This is a genomic window from Microbacterium sp. USTB-Y, from assembly GCF_023703415.1.
GTDB lineage: Bacteria > Actinomycetota > Actinomycetes > Actinomycetales > Microbacteriaceae > Microbacterium.
The window spans coordinates 169,423-187,884 of record NZ_JAGMTU010000006.1; the positions used below are offsets into that span (position 1 = coordinate 169,423).

Here is an 18,462-nt window from a genome sequence, read left to right on the forward strand (position 1 = left end):
CCAGCCGATCCGGCGATCAGCCCACCAGATCCGGATCCTCCAGCAGGCGCCCCATCGTGCGCAGACCGAGCGCGGCCATGACCGGGTTCGTCCGCTCGTAGTACCAGCCCAGGCCCATCGCCTGCTGCAGCGCCCACGCGCCCCCGCGGCGCCACTCGCGGTCGTCGGAGCCGAGGGCCGCACGGAGCCGGCGCCGGTCGTCGAGTCCGAGCAGGTGCCACGCGATCACGAGGTCGAGGGAGGGGTCGGCCGGGCCGAAGGACCCGCCGTCGAGAACACCGTCGAGCCGCCCGTCCTCGGAGAGCACGAGGTTCGGCGGGATCAGGTCCCGATGCGACAGGACCTCGACGCCGGGATGCGGGATCCGCGACAGCCGTGCCCAGAGCGAGCGCGCCGCGGCGACGTCGAGCAGGTGCTCACTGCGCGCGAAGCACTCGGTCATCCACTCCTCGTGCACGCGGAGGTCTCCGCCGCGGCCGCGGCCGTCGAAGGAGCGTCCGCGCAGCGAGGCGCGGCGGAGGGCCCCGATCAGGTGCGCGAGATCGTCGGCGAGGCCGGGGAGCGGACCCGGATCCGCGTCGGGGAGCGCTTCCGCCGCCGTGCGTCCCTGGATCCACGTCTGCACCGACCAGGCCGAGGGGTAGGCGGCGTCGCCGTCGACGACGCCCAGGGGGACCGGAGCGGGGAAGGGCGCGACCGCGGCGAACTCCTCGAGTGCGGCCACCTCGGCGGCGATCTCGGCATGCGCGGTCGGCTGCAGCGGGAAGCGCGCGACGTGCGTCGCGCCGATCCGGAACAGCGCGTTCACCGTACCCGGTGTCGCGAGCGCGGACACGGGAAGCCCCGCGAGTTCGGGAAAGGCCGCCGCGATCCGTGCGGCCGCGGCGGCCTCGCCCACCCGGAGCTGCCCCGGATGCATGTCCTCGGTCAGGACGCGGATCCCTGCACGCGGGCGATCCACGCCTCGACCTCGGCCGAGGTGCGCGGGATGCCGGCGGAGAGGTTCACGGGCCCGTCGGCCGTGATGAGGATGTCGTCCTCGATGCGCACGCCGATGCCGCGGTACTCCTCGGGCACGGTCAGATCGTCGATCTGGAAGTACAGACCGGGCTCGATCGTGAACACCATGCCCGGCTCGATGAGGCCGTCGTAGTACATCTCGCGCCGCGCCTGCGCGCAGTCGTGCACGTCGATGCCGAGATGGTGGCTCGTGCCGTGCACCATGTAACGGCGGTGCTGGCCGCCCTTGTCGGCGTCGAGCGCCTCCTCGGCGGAGACAGGAAGCAGGCCCCACTCGGCGGTGCGGCGGGCGATGACGTCCATCGCGGCGCCGTGTACCTCGCGGAACGGCACACCGACCTGCGCCGCCGCGAACGCGGCGTCTGCGGCCTCGACCACGGTGTCGTAGATGCGGCGCTGCACGTCGCTGAACGTGCCGTTCACCGGCAGCGTGCGCGTGATGTCGGCGGTGTAGAGGCTGTCGGCCTCGGCGCCCGCGTCGATGAGGATCAGGTCGCCCGGCAGCACCGCGCCGTCGTTGCGCGTCCAGTGCAGGTAGCAGGCGTGCGGACCGGATGCCGCGATCGTGTCGTAGCCCTCCCAGTTGCCGTCGCTACGGGCGCGCTGGTGGAAGGCGCCCTCGACGATGCGCTCGCCGCGCGGGTGGGCGACCGCCCGCGGAAGGTCGCGGATGATGTCGTCGAAGCCGTTCGCGGTGATCTCGACGGCGCGGCGCATCTCGGCGATCTCGTACTCGTCCTTGACGAGGCGCAACTCGGACACGAATCGGGTGAGCTCGTCGTCCTCGTCGACCACGAGGTCGGACTCGCCCGCGGCGAAGTCGTCGAGGTGCGCGGTGGCGACGGCCAGGTCGGCGGCGACGCCGGCGAGGGCGGGACGCGGGCCGATCCAGAACTCTCCGATCGTGGCGTCCGAGTAGAACTCGCTCGTGGTGCGGTCGGCGCGCTCGCGGAAGTACAGGGTGACGTCGTGGCCGCCGGCCGTGGGCTCGAAGACCAACAGCGAGTCGGGCTCGGAGTCGGCGGCCCACCCGGTGAGGTGCGCGAACGCCGAATGGGCGCGGAACGGATAGTCGGTGTCGTTGCTGCGCTGCTTGAGGGATCCGGCCGGGATCACGAGGCGCTTGCCGGGGAAGGCCGCGGAGACGGCGGCGCGACGGGCGGCCGCGTACTCTGCCTGCGCGCGCGGTGCGGGCAGGGATTCGGGTCGCTCGGCCCAGCCTGTGGAGATCGTGTCGAGGAACCCCTGGGGGAAGGGCTGGCGGCGGTTGGTCGTGGTCGAGGTGGTCGCGGTGGCGGCGTCGCCCGGCTGCTCGATCGTGTCTTGCTCGGAGGTCATGGATCCATCCTCTCACCGCGTCGCCCCGCCCTCTCGCGTGGCGTCTGCCGGCCATGCAACGATCCGCACACGTTGTGACGATCTGCACACGGATCGGCCGGATCCGTGTGCAGATCGTGCCGGGCTGTGCTGATCGTCACACACTCCCTCGCGCAGAGCACCGGCGGACCCATCGCGTGCGGACGCCGGTCCGCGGGCCGAGGCCGTCCGAGCGCACAGCCGGCCGGGCTAGCGTGGAGGCATGACCGAAGCCGCTTCCGTCCGCCGATCCGCTCCGTCCTGGCCGTGGGCCGCGGGGATCGACGTCGTGCTCGTGATCGTGTTCGCCGCGATCGGGCGTGCGAGCCACGAGCACGGAGTCGATGCCCTGGGCGTGCTGGAGACGGCCTGGCCCTTCCTCGCGGGTCTCGCGGTCGGCTGGCTGGTGCTGCGGGCGTGGCGGGCGCCGGCCGCGCCGCTGCGCACGGGCGTCGGACTGGTCGTGATCACCGTCGTTCTGGGGATGCTGCTGCGCGTCCTCGCGGGCGGCACCACCGCCGTCGCGTTCATCATCGTCGCCACGGTGACGCTGCTGGTGTTCCTCGTCGGGTGGCGCGGGATCGCGGCGCTCGTCGCCCGGGTGCGCTCGAGCCGCTGAGCGCGCGGCCGGTCGGCCTCAGGACTTCGCGGGCTCCAGCTGCACGATGAGCGCCCGGTGATCGCTCCCGCCGGCGCCGGCGGGGAGCACAGCGGATCCGGAGGGCCGCCACTGCTCGGTGGCCATGACGTGATCGATCGGCGCGCCGACGAGCGCGGGCACCGACGTCGGCCAGGTGCCGACGGCGCCCGAGCCGGTGCGCGATGCCGCGTCGCGGCAGGCGCCGAGGTCCCCTCCGGCCGTGCCGAGGCCGGCCATGTGGTCCAGCGTCGCGTTGAAGTCGCCGGCGAGGATGACGTTCTTTCCGGCGGGGCACTGATCGGCCACCCAGCGCAGATCCTGCGACCAGCCGTCCATCTCGTCCTGCCGCGGGGCGACCGTGTGCACCGCGACGACGGTCGGGCCGTCGCCGCTCACGGGCATGACCACCGCGCTGGGCACCGAGGACGTGTTGCTCGATCCGTCGGCGGAGGAGGGGATCACCGAGTAGTCGCCCAGGGCGGGGGAGATGAGCACGGTCGTCTGCCAGGAATCCGGCCCCTGCGTCACCTCCGGACGGTACTGCACATGGTGCACCCACATCGGGTGCCCCGCCTCGCGCAGCTTCAGCGCGATGTCCTCGCCGACCGCCTCCGTGGTCTCGGGCAGGGCGACGATGTCGGCCTGCTGCGCGACGACGGTGTCGGCGATCTCGTCCGCGGAGACGGCCTCTCCCGCGGTGTTCCACGCGAGTACCCGCACGCTCTTCGCCGCCTTCGCCGGCAGCGCGTCGGCGGTGTCGACTCCGCGCAGCGCGAGGATCCCCGCCGACGCGCCGCCGGCGAGCAGCGCGATCAGGGCGATCGAGGCCGCGAACCCGCGCAGGGGCCGGGCGAGCATCAGCAGGAGGGCGAGCAGCAGGATGCCCGCGAACGCGAGCACGAGCACCGCCCGGGAGGCGACGATCTGCGTGATCGGGAACGTCTGCTCCAGATGGAAGAACTGCGGCCAGGTCACGACCGCTGCAGCGATCGCGAAGAGGACGGTGAGCAGGATCCCGATCAGACGAAGCATCGCCCTCGAGCCTAGGCGACCGCGTCTGTGAGCCGTCTGGTGCGGAGCCGGGGAAGCGCCGTGCGCCGGTGGCGCCCCTGCATCGCTACGCTCGAAGGATGACCGATGCCGATCCGACGCCGCGACCCGCCCTGTTCGCAGGCCCGATCGATCTGCATCTGCACTCGAACCGCTCCGACGGCACCGAGGATCCGGCCGAGCTCGTCGCGCAGGCGGCGCAGCAGGGCCTGGGCACCCTGGCGCTCACCGACCACGACACGACGGCGGGCTGGGGTGAGGCAGCCGCCGCGGCGGCCGCGCACGGGATGACCTTCATCCCCGGCATGGAGATGTCGTCGAAGGACGGGTGGCGCAGCGTCCATGTGCTCGCCTACCTGTTCGACCCGACGGATCCGGATCTCGTCGCGGAGACCACACGGATCCGCGAGGACCGGATCGGCAGGGCCGAGCGGATCGTCCGCAACATCGCCCGCGACTATCCGCTGCGCTGGGAGGACGTCCTGGAGCAGACCGACCCCGACGCCACCGTCGGGCGCCCGCACATCGCCGACGCGCTCGTCGCGCAGGGCATCGTACGTGACCGCGGCGAGGCGTTCGACGGGATCCTGCACCCGCGCGAGGGCTACTACGAGGGGCACTACGCGCCGGATCCGGTCACCGCGATCGAGCTGATCGCCGCCGCCGGCGGCGTCGCCGTGATCGCCCATCCGGCCGGCCGGGAGCGGATGACCGACGCGACGCTGCGCCGTCTCATCGACGCGGGCCTCGCGGGCCTTGAGATCGACCACCGCGAGAACACCCCGGAAGGGCGGGCCTGGCTGCACCGCATCGCCGCCGAGCACGACCTCATCGTGACCGGATCCAGCGACTACCACGGGGCGGGCAAGCCCAACGTGCCGGGTGAGAACACCACGACCCCGGCGATGCTGCAGCGGATCATCGACCGCGGATCCGGAGCGGCCCCGGTCTACCCGGTCGGGGGCTGAGCGCCCGCGACCGGGAGGGAGCCTCAGGCCCCGGTCTGCGGGGCGCTGCCACCGGCCGCGCCCCCGGAGGGGCGACGCCGACGGCGACGACGCTGCGCGGCCGGCTTGCCGTCGTGGTGCTCGGCGCCCTGGCCGTCGTGCGTGCCGGATCCCTCCGCGCCGCGGTCGGCGTCGCCCGCCGGTGCGCCCTTGGCGACGGCGGTCTCGGCGCCCTCGGTGAACGTGGATCCCACGCCCTCCGCCGCACGGCGACGGCGGCGGCGACGGCGCGTCGTGCCCTCGCTCGTGCCCTCGGCGGCGGCCTCGGTCGCACGCTGCGGCTCGCGCTGCTTGCGGGCCGGCTTCTCGGACACCGGAGCGGTGACGAGGCGGCCCTTGGTGCCGGCGGGGATGTCGAGGTCCTCGTACAGGTGCGGGCTGGACGAGTAGGTCTCGATCGGCTCGGGCTGGCCGAACTCGAGGGCGCGGTTGATGAGGGCCCACTTGTGCAGGTCCTCCCAGTCCACGAACGTCACCGCGATGCCGGTGCGGCCGGCGCGGCCGGTGCGGCCCGCGCGGTGCAGGTACGTCTTGTCCTCGTCGGGGATGGTGTGGTTGATGACGTGGGTGACGTCATCGACGTCGATGCCGCGGGCGGCGACGTCGGTCGCGACGAGCACGTCCCGCTTGCCGGCCTTGAACGCGGCCATGGAGCGCTCGCGCTGGTCCTGCCCCATGTCGCCGTGCACACCGCCGACGTTGAAGCCGCGGTCGCTGAGTTCGTCGACCAGACGCTGGGCCGCGCGCTTCGTGCGCGTGAAGATCACCGTCTTGCCGCGGCCCTCGGCCTGGAGGATCCGGGCGATGACCTCGTCCTTGTCGAGCGAGTGCGCCCGGTAGACCAGGTGGCGGATGTTCGCCTGGGTGAGGCCCTCGTCGGGGTCGTTCGCGCGGATGTGGATCGGGTTCGTCATGAACCGGCGCGCCAGGGCCACGATCGGGCCGGGCATGGTCGCCGAGAACAGCTGCGTGTGCCGCACCGCGGGGACCTTGGAGAAGATCTTCTCGATGTCGGCCAGGAAGCCGAGATCCAGCATCTTGTCGGCCTCGTCGAGCACCACCTCGGTGGCGTGCGAGAGGTCGAGCAGGCGCTGGTTGGCGAGGTCGATGAGGCGGCCGGGCGTGCCGACGACGATCTGCGCGCCGGCCTTGAGCTGCTCGATCTGGCCCTCGTAGGCCTTGCCGCCGTAGATCGCGACGACGCTCGTGGAGCGGCCGGAGGTGAGCAGGTCCATGTCCTCGTACACCTGCACCGCGAGCTCGCGGGTGGGGACGACGATGAGCGCCTTGACGCCGGGCTCGGGGTCGAGGCCCAGGCGCTGCACCACGGGGATGCCGAAGCCGAAGGTCTTGCCCGTGCCGGTCTTGGCCTGTCCGATGATGTCCTGGCCGGGCAGGCCCAGGGGGATGGTCTGCTCCTGGATCGGGAAGGCGTCGACGATGCCCTTCGCCGCGAGGGCGTCCACGATGTCCTGATCGATGCCGAGATCGGCGAAAGAAGTCACAGTCTTTGATTGCCTGTCCGGCGGGCCTTGCGATCGCGGCGCCGCCTCGTTGATGGGGTCCACGCCGAATCCGAATGCACAGGCGCGGGGCTCCGATCCGTCGCCGGAGCGGGATCCAGCCTACCGGAGTGCGCCCCCGACTCCGGGAGCGGAGTGCGCACGGTGCGCGCCGCCGCCGATCCCGGGGGAGCGGCTCCACTAGGCTGGGCGCGTGGTGAGGTGGTTCTGGCAGCGCGACAAGGCGCCGCGACGCGCCCTGGTGCTCCGCTCCCGGGGCGACGTGGGCGACGCGACCCGCGTCGACTTCGCCGAGCTGGCGCCCGAGCTGAACACCTTCCTCGGCCAGGCCGCGTATCTGCAGCTGGGCTACTTCGAGACGCTCACGCGCCTCATCCGCGCCACGAGCGATCTCGCGGAGAAGGAGATCCTCTCGCGTGCCGCGGGCGCCGCCCTGGTCAAGCACCGCGGGATCGTCGACATCATCACCGCGCACGGGGACGACCCGACCGAGGTGATGCTGCCGTTCCGGGAGCAGCTGGACGCGTTCCGCCGCAAGACCCTCGGCCCGCGCATCGCGGAGACCATGCTCGCGGTCTACCTCACGGCCGGCATGCTCGACGACTTCTACATCGCGCTCGCGTCCAGCTACGGCGAGACCGGGGCGAAGGTGGCAACGATCCTCTCCGAGGCCGACGACCGCCACGAGATCATCGGGATCGTGCAGGCCACGATCGCGAGCGACGAGCAGTGGCGTTCCCTGCTGTCGATGTGGGGCCGGAGACTCGTCGGCGACACGATCCTCGTCGCGCGTGCCGCGCTGCGCCCGCATTTGCCCGGTGCCGAGGACGATCGTCTCGAGCCGGTCTTCACAGAGCTGATGGGCGCCCACGCGCGGCGCATGGACGCGATGGGGCTCGCGTCCTAGCAGGCGGGACCGGCGACGGGCTCAGCCCGCCTCGACCGGAAGCCTTTCGAGGCGCCGGGTCAGCCGCCAGGCGATGACGACCGGGATCACCCCGAGGATCCCGAACGACATGTCGATGAGCTGCCACCCCAGCGGGATTCCGCGCAGCGTTCCCGCGATGAGGGCGAGCGGGATGATCCCGGCGCAGGCGATCACCCCGAACTGGATCACCCAGATGTTGCGCACCGGATCGATCAGCGGGCCCAGGAACACCACCGCGATGATCAGGTGCGCGAAGGCGAGCCAATCCGTGCCGTAGGCGAGGAAGGGGTATCGCGCGCCGGTGTCGGCGAGGGCGGCGGCCACGCGGTCCACCCACCCGGCAGCGTCGGGGAAGAGCGCGGACACGGGGGATCCGTCCAGGATCCTGGCGGCCAGGCCGAGCTCCTCCCGCAGCGGGAAGGCGGTGACGCCGCTCACGATCAGTCCGAGGATGAGGATGCTGAGGCAGATCCTGATCCCGCGCAGGGTGCGGACACGGTCCCCGCTCGCGGAGGCCGTCACCGTCGGCTCAGACGCCGAGCTCCGCGCGCCGCACCGCGTCGCCGTGGTGCCGCACGCGGGTGAGGACCACTCCGACGAGGGCGGAGACCACGACCGCACCGCCGAGGGCGATCAGCCACAGCCAGAAGCTGGACTCCTTCAACCCGGCCCACTGCCCGAGCGTGTAGGCCGCCGCGGCGACCGCGGTCGCGACCGCCGGGACGAGCGCGACCCCTCGCACATCCCGATGGGGGATCGCGAAGTGCACGATCACGCCCAGCACGCAGGCGGCGATCAGCGCGAGCAGGATGTACACGGGGCTCAGGCCACGAAGCCGACGCGGCGGGACTCCTCGGTCCCGAGCTCGACGTAGCCGAGGCTCGCCGTCGGCACGATGTAGGAGTTGCCCTTGGTGTCGCTCAGCTCGACGTGGCTCGCGCCCTGGTCGAGCGCGCCGGCGATGGCCGCGCGCACCTCGGAGGCGTCGGCCGAGGTCTCGAAGCTGAGCTCGCGGCCGGTGTTGATGATGCCGATGCGGATCTCCACGGAATGCTCCTTGAAAGGTTGAGGTTCCGTCACTCTATCGCGGGCTCTGCGGGGTGGGATCGTGTGCGGGGCGGTGTTCGCCGAGGGCGATTGCGGAGCCCGGTGCCGGGCCTTGTCGGGTCGGATGCCCCGGATCCTCTTCGGCGGTCCGTCGCCGTTGCGCGCGGGGACTCCTCAGAGCAAGAGGGGAATGCCTGTGGATAACTTTCGAAGCTAGTTTCGATTCTCGGTAGAATCGGGGTATGACCAGCACTCTTGATCCGCTCCTGGAGGCCACTCGGCTTCTGGTGGATGCGTGGGGTGCGGCGGCGTCCGGGGCGGGATTGTCGCGGGCGCAGTTGGTGGCGGTGAATGAGGCGATCGGGCGGGTGAAGCGCACCGCGGATGGGGTGCATGCGGAGGTGGCTGCCCGGTTGGCGGAGGAGTCCCGGCCGGGGTTGGGGCCGGGGTCGTTGGCGAGGCAGCAGGGGTTCCGGAACACGGCCCAGTTGATCGCGACGACCACCGGGGCGTCGACCGGTGATGCGGCCCGACTCGTCAAGGTCGGTGAGGCGACGGCGCCGCGGGCGAACCTGGTCGGGGAGGTGTTGCCGGCGAAGTTCCCTCATGTGCGGGAGGCGCTGGTCGCGGGGCGGATCGGGGCGGCGACGGCCGGGGTGATCGTGGGGTTTCTGGACCGGATGATCGTGAGGGTGGGGCGGGAGAAGACCGCGGAGGCGGAGGAGTTCCTGGTCGGGAAGGCGCCGGGGTTGTCGCACGATGAGGTGCGGCGGATGCTCACCCGGTTGGAGGCACACCTGGATCCGGACGGGGTGGCCCCGCGGGAGGAGGAGCTGCGGGCCCGGGCGTCGGTGACCCTGTTCGAGCGGGAGGGGATGCTGCATGTGACCGCGGTCCTGGACCCTGTGCGGGGTGCGGCGGTGAAGACCGCGATCGGAGGGTTCGTGTCGGCGGAGTTCGCCGCGAAGCGGGACGGCCGCGATCCGAACGCGCCGGACGCGGATCGGCGCACGGTGGTCCAGGTCCAGGCTGACGCGCTCGTGCACCTCGCTGAGCACGCCCTGACCTGTGAGGGCAAGGGGACCCTGAACGGGGCGACGGTGATCGTCCGCGTGAACGCGACCGACCTGGAGGCCGGGACCGGGTTCGGGCTCATCGACGGGCTCGACCAGCCCGTCAGCATGGACACGGTGCGCCGCATGGCGGGCGGGGGCGGGGTGAGCCGGTGGGTGTGCGGGGAGGATGGGGAGGTTCTGCACTGGGGGCGGGATCGGCGGTTGTTCAGTCGCGCGCAGCGTCTCGCCCTGGTCGAACGCGATGGTGGGTGCGCGTTCTGCGGGCTCCCACCCGGGATGACGAAAGCGCACCACATCGCGTGGTGGGCCCGCGACCACGGCGAAACCGACCTCAACAACGGGGTGCTGCTGTGCGAGACCTGCCACCACCTCGTCCACGACAACGACTGGACCATCCGCGTCGATGGCACCGGCATCCACGCGAAGGTCTGGTTCCTGCCCCCACTCGGAACCGGTGCCCCACCCCGCCCCGGCGGCAGAGCACGCACCGAAAAACTCGCCTGAGCAGCGCCGCCGACCCGGCCGCAGTTCCCGAGACCGGCTGCTTCGATGTTCTCCGTGGATGGACGTCCTGCTCGGCCGGATCGATGTCGGCCGCGGCCGATAGCGTGGAGGCATGCCCGACGCCTCCGCTCCGACTCCCGCGCAGGCGGCCGTGATCGATGCCCCGGCGAACGCCGTCGGCACGGTGATCGGAGCCCCGGGCACCGGCAAGACGCATGCGCTGGTGGAGCGCGTCGCAACGCTGCTGGAGCGCGGCCTCGCTCCCGAGCAGGTGCTCGCGCTGACGCCCAGCCGGCAGGCGGCCACCGCTCTGCGCGATCGGATCGGCGTGCGCGTGCGGGTCGCCACGCCCGGACCGATGGCGCGCTCGCTCGGGTCCTTCGCGTTCCAGCTCGTGCGCGGGGCCATGGTGCATGCGGGCCTCGAGCCGCCCGCGCTGCTCACCGGCGCCGACCAGGACCGGATCATCGCCGACCTCCTCGCGGGAGACGCGGAGGACGAGCGCGAGGGGATCCGCAGCCGCTGGCCGGAGAGCCTCGGCGCCACCGTGCGCGCGTCGCGGGCGTTCCGATCGGAGTTGCGCGCGTTCCTCGCCGAGTGCACCGAGCTCGGCCTGACCCTGGCCGATCTCGAGACCTCCGAGCGTCCCGCCTGGCGCGCGGTGGGATCCTTCGCCCGCTCCTACCGCCGGGTGCTGGACCGCGCCCGCTCCGCGCACCGGGACGCAGCCGACCTGCTGGCCGAGGCCGCCACGACCCTGCGCGGCGCAGCACCGGACGAGCTGGGCGCCCTGAGCCGGCTGAGCACGGTGCTCATCGACGACGCGCAGGAGCTCACCGCCGGAGGGGTGGCGCTGGTCGACGCCCTGCGCGCGCGGGGCGTCGCCGTGCTCGCCTTCGGGGATCCGGACATCTCCTCCGGCGCCTTCCGCGGGGCCGGGCCCGAACTGTTCGCGGAGCTGGTGGGCATGCTCGGTGACGTCCATGTGCTCGACGAGCCGCATCGGCAGGATCCGCCGCTCACCGCGCTCACCCGCACCGTCGTGCAGACGATCGGCGCATCGGGCCGGGTCGAGCACCGCAGAGCCCCCATCGCGTCCGACGCGGCGGATCATCCCGGCGCGGTGCAGGCGTACATCGCTCCTTCGCCCCACGAGGAGCACGATCTCATCGCGCGGACGCTGCGGGAATGGCACCTGCTGCAGGGCGTGCGGTGGGAGCGGATGGCGGTGATCGCGCACGACACCCGCCAGGTCGCCGCGCTCGAGGCCGAGCTCGCCGCCCGGGAGGTTCCGACCAGGGCAGCCGGCGTGCAGCGTCCGCTGGGCAGCGAGACCGTGGTGCGCGACATCGTCGGCATCGTCCGACTCGCGCTCACGGAGCCGGCCGAGCGCGACCCGCAGCTGCTCGCCGAGGCGCTGCGGACGCCGTTCGGAGGGCTGGACGGCGTCGGGCTGCGCCGGCTGCGCGCACGGCTGCGGCACCTCGAGCTCGAGGCCGGAGGATCCGCCCCTGCGCGGCTGCTGCTGCGCGACGGGATCGCGGAGCCCGCTCAGCTCGCCCGCGTCGACACCGCCGAGGCGCGCACGGCGGACCGTTTCGGCACGGTGCTGCGCGAGGTGCGCGAGGGCTGGCAGCGCGGCGAGACGATCCATGAGCTGCTCTGGCGGGTGTGGGACGGCTCCCGCGCGCCGGACGGCCGGCGGCTCGCCGTCGCCTGGCGGGAGATCGCCGACGGGCCGGGCTCGGGCGGTTCGGCGCGGGGTTCCGGTGCGGCGGGGACGGAGACCGCGCGCGCCCTGGACGCGCTGGTCGCCCTCTTCGATGCGGCGAAGCGATCGGTCGAACGCGCGCCGGAGAAGGGCCCTGAGGCGTTCATCCACGACATCCTCGACAGCGAGGTGCCGGAGGACTCCCTCTCGGCGCCGGAGCGGCCGGGGACCGTGACCCTGATGACGCCGGCGACCGCGCTCGGCACCGAGTTCGACGCCGTCGTCATCGCGGGCGTGCAGGACGGGGTGTGGCCGAACGTGCGGCTGCGCGGCGGCCTGCTCGAGACCTGGCGGCTCGTCGAGGCGACCGGTGCCGCGCGTTCGGGAGAGCCGGAGCACGTGCACTCCACGCTCGACCGGCGCCGCGCCGCGCTCCACGACGAGCTGCGCCTCTTCGTGCGCGCGGCCTCCCGCGCCCGCCATCGGCTGCTGGTGACCGCCGTGGACGACGACGATCAGAGTCCGAGCGCGTTCTTCGGCTTCCTGCCGGATCCGCTGCCGGTCGACGAGCGGCACGCGCACCCGCTCACGCTGCGCGGGCTCGTGGCCCGGCACCGCCGGGTGCTCACGACCTCGGCGGATCCGGCGGCGCGTGCCGCTGCGGCGGGGCAGCTGCGCCTGCTCGCGGAGGCCGAGGTGCCGGGCGCGGATCCGGGGGAGTGGTTCGGCGTGCGGCCCGTGTCCGATGCCGGTCCGCTGGAGGACCTGGAGACCGGCTCCGTGCGGGTCTCGCCGTCCCGGCTGGAGGCGTTCGAGACCTGCGGGGTGAACTGGGCGATCGCGGCGCTCGGCGGGGACACGAGCAGCTCGCCGTCCGCCGGCATCGGCACGATCGTGCATGCGGCGATGGAGCGCGTCCCGGACGGCGACCGGGAGCGCATGCGGGCGGTGCTCGACGAGCGCTGGGGCGAGCTCGACTTCGAGGCGCCCTGGATGGCGGCCAAGGAACGACGCCGCGCCGAGCAGTACCTGGACAGCCTCCACGACTACCTCGCCGCGGTCCAGCGCGACGAGGGGCGGCTGCTCTCCGCGGAGGGCACGTTCCGGTTCGCGATCGAACTGGATCCCGACGCGCAGCCGCGCACGCATCCGGTCGATCCCGAGCGCCCCGCGGGACAGGTGGTCGTGAGCGGAGCGATCGACCGGGTCGAGGCGTATCCGCCCGGGGCCGGCGACCATGCCGAGGCCCGGGGGCCGGCCCGCAACTGGGCGCCGATGTCGGCAGGCGCCGCCGAGGAGCGGGTCGTCGTGGTGGATCTGAAGACGGGCAAGAGCGAGACGAACGTGACGGAGGACAAGGTGCGCGAGCACGCCCAGCTGGCGGCGTATCAGCTGGCGGTGGAGGAGGGGCTCGTGCCGGGGGCGGATCCGGACGGGCTGGCCGGTGCACGTCTCGTGATCGTCTCCAAGACGATCGGCCGGAGCACCTACCGGGTCGCGCACCAGCACCGGCTGGAGGACGAGGCCCGCGAGCGGTTCCTGGACCGCGTCGTCGAGGCGGGCCGCGGCATGGCCGCGTCGAGCTTCACCGCCCAGGTCGAGGCGCACTGCGCGGACACCTCCGCGAACCGGGTCGAGATCTGCCGGATCCACACGATCCCGGCGGTGAGCGCGTGAGCGCGGCGACGGGAGCGGCCGGCTGGGAGGGCGGGCACGGCATCGCCGCCACCGACATCGCCGCGGCCCTGGGCCTGCCGTCGCCGACCCCGGCGCAGCAGCGGGTGATCGAGGCGCCGCCGGTACCGGCGCTCGTGGTCGCCGGTGCGGGCAGCGGCAAGACCGAGACCATGTCGGGCCGCGTGGTGTGGCTCGTCGCGAACGGGCTCGTCGCCCGGGAGGAGGTGCTCGGACTCACGTTCACGCGCAAGGCCGCGGGAGAGCTGGCCGAGCGGATCGCACTGCGCCTGGACCGCATCGACGAGTACGGCCGACGCGGCCTGCTGCCGCACCTGCCGGAGATCGTCGCGACCGGCGCCCTCGCCCGCCTGGACGCCGCTCGCACGCCCGCTCAGCGGGCGCTCCTGCAGCGGGAGGTGCTGGACGCGCTCGCCGAGCGCTTCGACACCGGCTGGGATCCGACCGCCCCGCGCTCCGCGGACGACCTCATCAGCCGGCCCCGGGTGTCGACCTACAACGCGTTCGCGGACGGCATCGTGCGCGAGCACGCCGCGCACATCGGCCGCGACCCGGATTCGGCGATGCTCAGCCAGTCGGCATCGTGGCTCATCGCGCGGGCGGTCGTGCTGCGCTCGGATCATGCAGGGCTCGGCGACATCGAGCGCAGCGCGACGGGGGTGATCGACGCCGTGCAGCGCCTCGCCGGGGACGTGCTCGACCATCGCGTCGACCTGGATGCGATGATGCGCATCGCCGCCCGGCAGGCGGACGAGTTCGAGCCCTTCCTGCCGCAGACCGACCTGGACAAGATCGTCGCGAACCTGCGGGCGATGCCCGTCCTCACCGGACTCGTCCGCGACTACAGGGCCGAGAAGGAGCGCCGCGGCGTGCTCGACTTCGCGGATCAGGTCGGCGGCGCCTTCGACATCGTGGAGGCCTCGCCCGAGGTGCGCGCGCAACTGCGCGCCGAGCATCGGGTCGTGCTGCTGGACGAGTATCAGGACACCTCGGTCATCCAGACCCGGTTCCTGTCGGCGCTGTTCCGCGACGGTGCCGTGATGGCGGTGGGCGATCCGCATCAGTCCATCTACGGCTGGCGCGGTGCGAGCGCGGACAACCTCTACGCATTCGGGCGCACCTTCGCCGAGGAGCAGGCGCCGGCGAGCTATTCGCTCATGACCAGCTGGCGCAACGATGCGCGGATCCTCGACGTCGCGAACCGCGTGCTCGAGCCGCTGCAGCGGCCGGGACTGGACGTGCCCGCGCTCGAGCCGCGTCCGGGATCGGGGCAGGGCCGCGTCGAGGTCCGCTTCCCGGAGACCGTCGACGACGAGGCCGACGAGGTCGCGCGCTGGTTCGCGGATCGCCGTGCCGCGCACGACGAAGCGGCCGCGGGGCGGCCGCACACGGGCGCGATCCTGTTCCGTTCGAAGCGGCACATGCAGACGTTCGCGGCCGGGCTCGCCGCCCGGGGCATCCCGCACCGCATCCTCGGGCTGGGCGGACTGCTCGCGACGCCCGAGGTGGTCGACGTCGTCTCCGCTCTGCGGGTGATCCACGACCCGACGGCCGGATCCGCCCTGATCCGGCTGCTGGTGGGGCCGCGGTTCGGCATCGGCGTCGCCGACATGGGCGCGCTCTACGACCTGGCCGCGCAACTCGCCCAGCGCGACGGCGCGCTCGCGCCCCTCGGCGACGAGCTCAAGCAGCGGCTGCGCTCGTCCCAGGGCGCGGACGAGGCGGTCTCGATCGTGGACGCCGTCGACTTCGTGCGCACCGCGCGCGACGACTACCGGCTCCTGGAGGGGATCAGCGCGGAGGGGCGGGCGAGGCTGCGCCAGGCCGGAGACCTGCTGGAGCGGCTGCGGCGCGCCGCGGGGCAGCCGATCCTCGAGCTGATCCGGCTCATCGAGATCGAGCTGCGGCTGGACATCGAGCTCGCCGTGAACGAGACGCGCGGGCCCGCCAGGGTCGCGGCGACCCAGCTGCGCGCCTTCGGAGACGAGGTACGCGCGTTCCTCGCCGCCGACGACCGGGGCACGATCTCCAGCCTGCTCGCGTGGCTCGACAAGGCCGAGGTCACCGACGAGCTGATGCCCCGCACGGAGCCGCCCGAGCCCGGCGTCGTGCAGCTGCTGACGATCCACGGCTCGAAGGGGCTGGAATGGGATGCGGTGGCGGTGGTCCGCCTCGTCGAGGACGAGCTGCCCGGCCGCATCGCCGACACGCAGGGCTGGTTCGGTTTCGGCGTGGTGCCGTTCGCGCTGCGCGGCGACGCGGCGGCCCTGCCGCGGTTCTCCTGGGATCCCGATGCGGCGCGCGAGGCCGCGGGGCCGGATCCGGCGAAGCGGGAGAAGGCCGCGAAGGCCTCCCTCCTCGCCGGCGAGACCAAGGAGTATCCGCATGGCGGGGCGTTGCGGCGGTTCAAGGACGCCTATCGCGACTATCAGCGGGCCGAGGAGCGGCGGCTCGCGTACGTCGCCGTCACCCGCGCGCGCACCGACCTGCTCCTCACCGGCGCGCACTGGTCGGGGCAGAAGAACCCGCGCCGGGTGAGCCCCTACCTCGCCGAGGCGATCGAGGTGCTCGGCCTCGATCCGATCGGCGAGCCGGAAGGTGCGGAGAACCCCTACGAGGGGGCTGCGCGGACCAGCGCGTGGCCGCTGGATCCGCTCGGCGCCCGCCGGGGCAGGGTGACCGCGGCGGCCGAGGAGGTGCGCCGGGCGATGAGCGATGCGGAGCGCGCCACGCCGACGGAGGAGCTCGAGCGACTGCTCGCCGAGCGCGCGGCCCGTCAGCGCGGAACCGCGGCGGACGCCCCGACGCGCGTTCCCGCGTCGCGGTTCAAGGACTACGTGTCCGACTACCGCGGCACGATCAGCGCCCTCACCCGGCCGATGCCCGAGCGGCCCTATCGGCAGACCCGACTCGGCACCCTGTTCCACGCCTGGGTCGAGCACCGGTCCGGATCCGTGGGCGTCGGCACCTCGCTGGACGATGCGCTCTGGGATCTCGACGACGACTTCGCCGCTCCCGGGGCATCGGGCGGCTTGGACGCCCCGGCCGATGACGAGATCGCCCGTGCGGACGCCGAGGACCTCGCCCGTCTGCGGGCCGTCTTCGAACGGAGCGAGTGGGCGCAGCTGCAGCCGATCGCGGTCGAGACCGAGATCGACTTCGCGCTCCCGGTGGGCGAGGGGGAGCCGCCGCGCATCGTCATCTGCAAGCTCGACGCGGTCTATCGTCGTGCGGATCGCGGGGGGCGGATCGAGATCGTCGACTGGAAGACGGGGCGACCGCCGGCCACTGCGGCGGAGCGCGAGGAGCGCATGCTGCAGCTCGCGCTGTATCGGCTCGCGTACCACCGCCGCTACGGCGTGCCGCTCGAGGAGATCGACGTCGCGCTGTTCTACGTCGCCGACGACCTCGTGCTCCGCGGCGACACGGTCTACTCGGAGGAGGCGCTGGTCCAGCGCTGGAACGCGGCGCGCGCCGCACGGTGAGCGTCGGCGACGTCCGCTTCCGAGCCGGCGATCCCGCCCTCGCTGGGCAGCAGCGTGCCGGAGCGGGCCGGACGGTCGTCCTCGTCGCCCCGGGAGTCGCGGTCGTCGCGGACCTCGGCGGACGGGCGCAGGTCGCTGAGGTCCTCGGTGGCGTTCGGATCCAGATCCTCGAGCGCGCCGGTCGCGGTGAGATCCTGCGCGTCCCGGTCGGCGGCGTCGTCGGTGGCCGCGTCCGCGGAGTCCCGGTGCTCGTCCGCCGCCGCGGCGGAGTCGCGCTCGGACGACAGCCCCCGCGGACCGAACGCGGACGTGTCGTCCATCGTGATCCCCACGAAGGCGCTGGCATCGTAGGCGTCGGTCTGCATGGAGGTGTCGACGCGTGTGGCCCCCGTCGCCGGAACACGGTCCAGCGCCGACATCGCCTCGTCGACCCCCGCCCCCGCGCTCGCCCGGGGGGCGAGGTCGTCGTGGATCCCGTCCGCCAGGGCATCGAGCAGTTGCGCGGCATCGTCGACGACGTCGGGGCGGTGGGTGTCGTGGCCGTGCAGCAGCCAGCGCGCCAGCTCGAGCTCGGCGAGCAGGCGGGCGCGGATGCCGAGGCCGGCGTCGGGGGCGCGCAGCGTCGCGGACGCGTACGCGTCCAGCACGTCGTCGCGGGCGTCCGCGGCCATGGTGAGCCAGGCGAGGTCGACGGCGGGGTCGCCGATCGCGAGCGCGTGCCAGCCGAGCACCCCCGTGACGCGCGGACCGCGTTCGTCGTCATCGGCGAAGAGGAACGATTCCGCATGCGCGCCGCCGAGGGTGACCGCGGACTCGAACCGCCACAGGTCGTCGGCGTCGACCGCCTCGCGCCAGCGCACGGTGAGCCGCGCCGAGACGCGTCCGGTGGCCGCAGCGCGGTCGATGAGCACGCGGACGTCGTCGCGGGCGTCCGCGGGGGTGCGCTCGGCGAGGCCCGCCCCGCGCACCACGGAGGCCGGCAGCGCATGCACGCCGGCGATGGCCTTGCCGATCGCCACCGCGGCGCCGGGACCCGGCGGCACGTCGGCGGCGTCGATCTGGAAGCCGGGGAGCAGCGTGGTGACGAGGGCGCGGGCGTCGCCGACCCGGCCGTCGCCCAGGTGCTCCGGCGCGTCGAAGCGCAGCATCGAGCGGGCGCCGGGGGTCAGCGCGCGCAGCGCCAGACTCTCCCGGGCGAGTTCGGAGGCGGTCTCGTCATCGTTCGAGGCGCGGATCGCGACCTCCGTGCCGTCCGCGAGGGTCGCCACGGCGGAGTCGAAACGGGCGTCGCCGTCCGATGACAGGGCGCGGACGCCGACGACATCGGCTCCGGGCACCGCCGCCGTGACCGCCGCGGCTAGAGTGAAGGGTGAGCGAGCCATGTCACCAGGGTAGGTCGAGCCTCGTCCGCACAGGGCCC

14 protein-coding genes are annotated in these 18,462 nt (G+C 73.2%); 6 read left to right on the plus strand and 8 right to left on the minus strand.

The genetic code is table 11. The annotated features are described in order from the left end of the window. Positions 1–16 precede the first annotated feature (16 nt). Both J8G10_RS15750 and J8G10_RS15755 read right to left on the minus strand, forming a co-directional pair. Entirely contained in the window at positions 17–961 is a 945-nt protein-coding gene (locus J8G10_RS15750) for a phosphotransferase (RefSeq protein ID WP_251447042.1), read from the minus strand. Continuing rightward, positions 928–2,358 carry an aminopeptidase P family protein gene (locus J8G10_RS15755; protein ID WP_251447044.1) on the minus strand — a complete coding sequence of 477 codons (1,431 nt, stop codon included), beginning with the start codon at positions 2,356–2,358 and terminating at the stop codon, positions 928–930. The genes J8G10_RS15750 and J8G10_RS15755 overlap by 34 nt, the downstream gene beginning before the upstream one ends. Positions 2,359–2,599: 241 nt before the next feature. Here J8G10_RS15755 and J8G10_RS15760 point away from each other — a divergent pair, with 241 nt between their 5' ends. Beyond that, complete coding sequence (locus tag J8G10_RS15760) at positions 2,600–2,995, plus strand: DUF3054 domain-containing protein (protein ID WP_251447046.1); 396 nt, start codon at positions 2,600–2,602, stop codon at positions 2,993–2,995. Positions 2,996–3,013: 18 nt separating this feature from the next. On the opposite strand, the gene J8G10_RS15765 is transcribed toward J8G10_RS15760, so the two are convergent. Continuing rightward, positions 3,014–4,048: an endonuclease/exonuclease/phosphatase family protein gene (locus tag J8G10_RS15765; protein WP_251447049.1), complete on the minus strand. Its 1,035-nt coding sequence runs from the start codon at positions 4,046–4,048 to the stop codon at positions 3,014–3,016. A gap of 98 nt (positions 4,049–4,146) precedes the next feature. Here J8G10_RS15765 and J8G10_RS15770 point away from each other — a divergent pair, with 98 nt between their 5' ends. Then, positions 4,147–5,034 (plus strand): PHP domain-containing protein, encoded by an 888-nt coding sequence (locus tag J8G10_RS15770; RefSeq protein ID WP_251447051.1) that lies wholly within the window; start codon positions 4,147–4,149, stop codon positions 5,032–5,034. A gap of 23 nt (positions 5,035–5,057) precedes the next feature. On the opposite strand, the gene J8G10_RS15775 is transcribed toward J8G10_RS15770, so the two are convergent. Further along, positions 5,058–6,578 carry a DEAD/DEAH box helicase gene (locus tag J8G10_RS15775; RefSeq protein ID WP_251447053.1) on the minus strand — a complete coding sequence of 507 codons (1,521 nt, stop codon included), beginning with the start codon at positions 6,576–6,578 and terminating at the stop codon, positions 5,058–5,060. Positions 6,579–6,789: 211 nt separating this feature from the next. Between J8G10_RS15775 and J8G10_RS15780 the strand changes: the two genes are divergently transcribed. Further along, positions 6,790–7,503, plus strand: a complete 714-nt coding sequence (locus tag J8G10_RS15780) for a ferritin-like fold-containing protein (RefSeq protein WP_251447055.1) — start codon at positions 6,790–6,792, stop codon at positions 7,501–7,503. A gap of 21 nt (positions 7,504–7,524) precedes the next feature. Here J8G10_RS15780 and J8G10_RS15785 read toward each other — a convergent pair whose 3' ends face one another. From J8G10_RS15785 to J8G10_RS15795, 3 genes are read right to left on the minus strand one after another with little or no spacing between them, the layout of a single operon-like run. Next, positions 7,525–8,046: a hypothetical protein gene (locus J8G10_RS15785; protein WP_251447057.1), complete on the minus strand. Its 522-nt coding sequence runs from the start codon at positions 8,044–8,046 to the stop codon at positions 7,525–7,527. A 7-nt stretch (positions 8,047–8,053) separates the two neighbouring features. Next, complete coding sequence (locus tag J8G10_RS15790) at positions 8,054–8,341, minus strand: hypothetical protein (protein WP_251447059.1); 288 nt, start codon at positions 8,339–8,341, stop codon at positions 8,054–8,056. A 5-nt stretch (positions 8,342–8,346) separates the two neighbouring features. Next, positions 8,347–8,571 carry a DUF3107 domain-containing protein gene (locus J8G10_RS15795; RefSeq protein WP_251447061.1) on the minus strand — a complete coding sequence of 75 codons (225 nt, stop codon included), beginning with the start codon at positions 8,569–8,571 and terminating at the stop codon, positions 8,347–8,349. A 242-nt stretch (positions 8,572–8,813) separates the two neighbouring features. Here J8G10_RS15795 and J8G10_RS15800 point away from each other — a divergent pair, with 242 nt between their 5' ends. The 3 genes from J8G10_RS15800 (at position 8,814) to J8G10_RS15810 (ending at position 17,042) form a co-directional block, all read left to right on the plus strand. Next, entirely contained in the window at positions 8,814–10,151 is a 1,338-nt protein-coding gene (locus tag J8G10_RS15800) for a DUF222 domain-containing protein (RefSeq protein ID WP_251447063.1), read from the plus strand. Positions 10,152–10,263: 112 nt separating this feature from the next. After that, entirely contained in the window at positions 10,264–13,539 is a 3,276-nt protein-coding gene (locus tag J8G10_RS15805) for an ATP-dependent DNA helicase (RefSeq protein WP_251447065.1), read from the plus strand. Then, positions 13,536–17,042 carry an ATP-dependent DNA helicase gene (locus tag J8G10_RS15810; protein ID WP_251447067.1) on the plus strand — a complete coding sequence of 1,169 codons (3,507 nt, stop codon included), beginning with the start codon at positions 13,536–13,538 and terminating at the stop codon, positions 17,040–17,042. Before J8G10_RS15805 ends, J8G10_RS15810 begins: the two co-directional genes overlap by 4 nt. Here J8G10_RS15810 and J8G10_RS15815 read toward each other — a convergent pair. Continuing rightward, positions 16,988–18,424 carry a phosphotransferase gene (locus J8G10_RS15815; protein WP_251447069.1) on the minus strand — a complete coding sequence of 479 codons (1,437 nt, stop codon included), beginning with the start codon at positions 18,422–18,424 and terminating at the stop codon, positions 16,988–16,990. The genes J8G10_RS15810 and J8G10_RS15815 overlap by 55 nt on opposite strands. Positions 18,425–18,462: the final 38 nt, after the last annotated feature.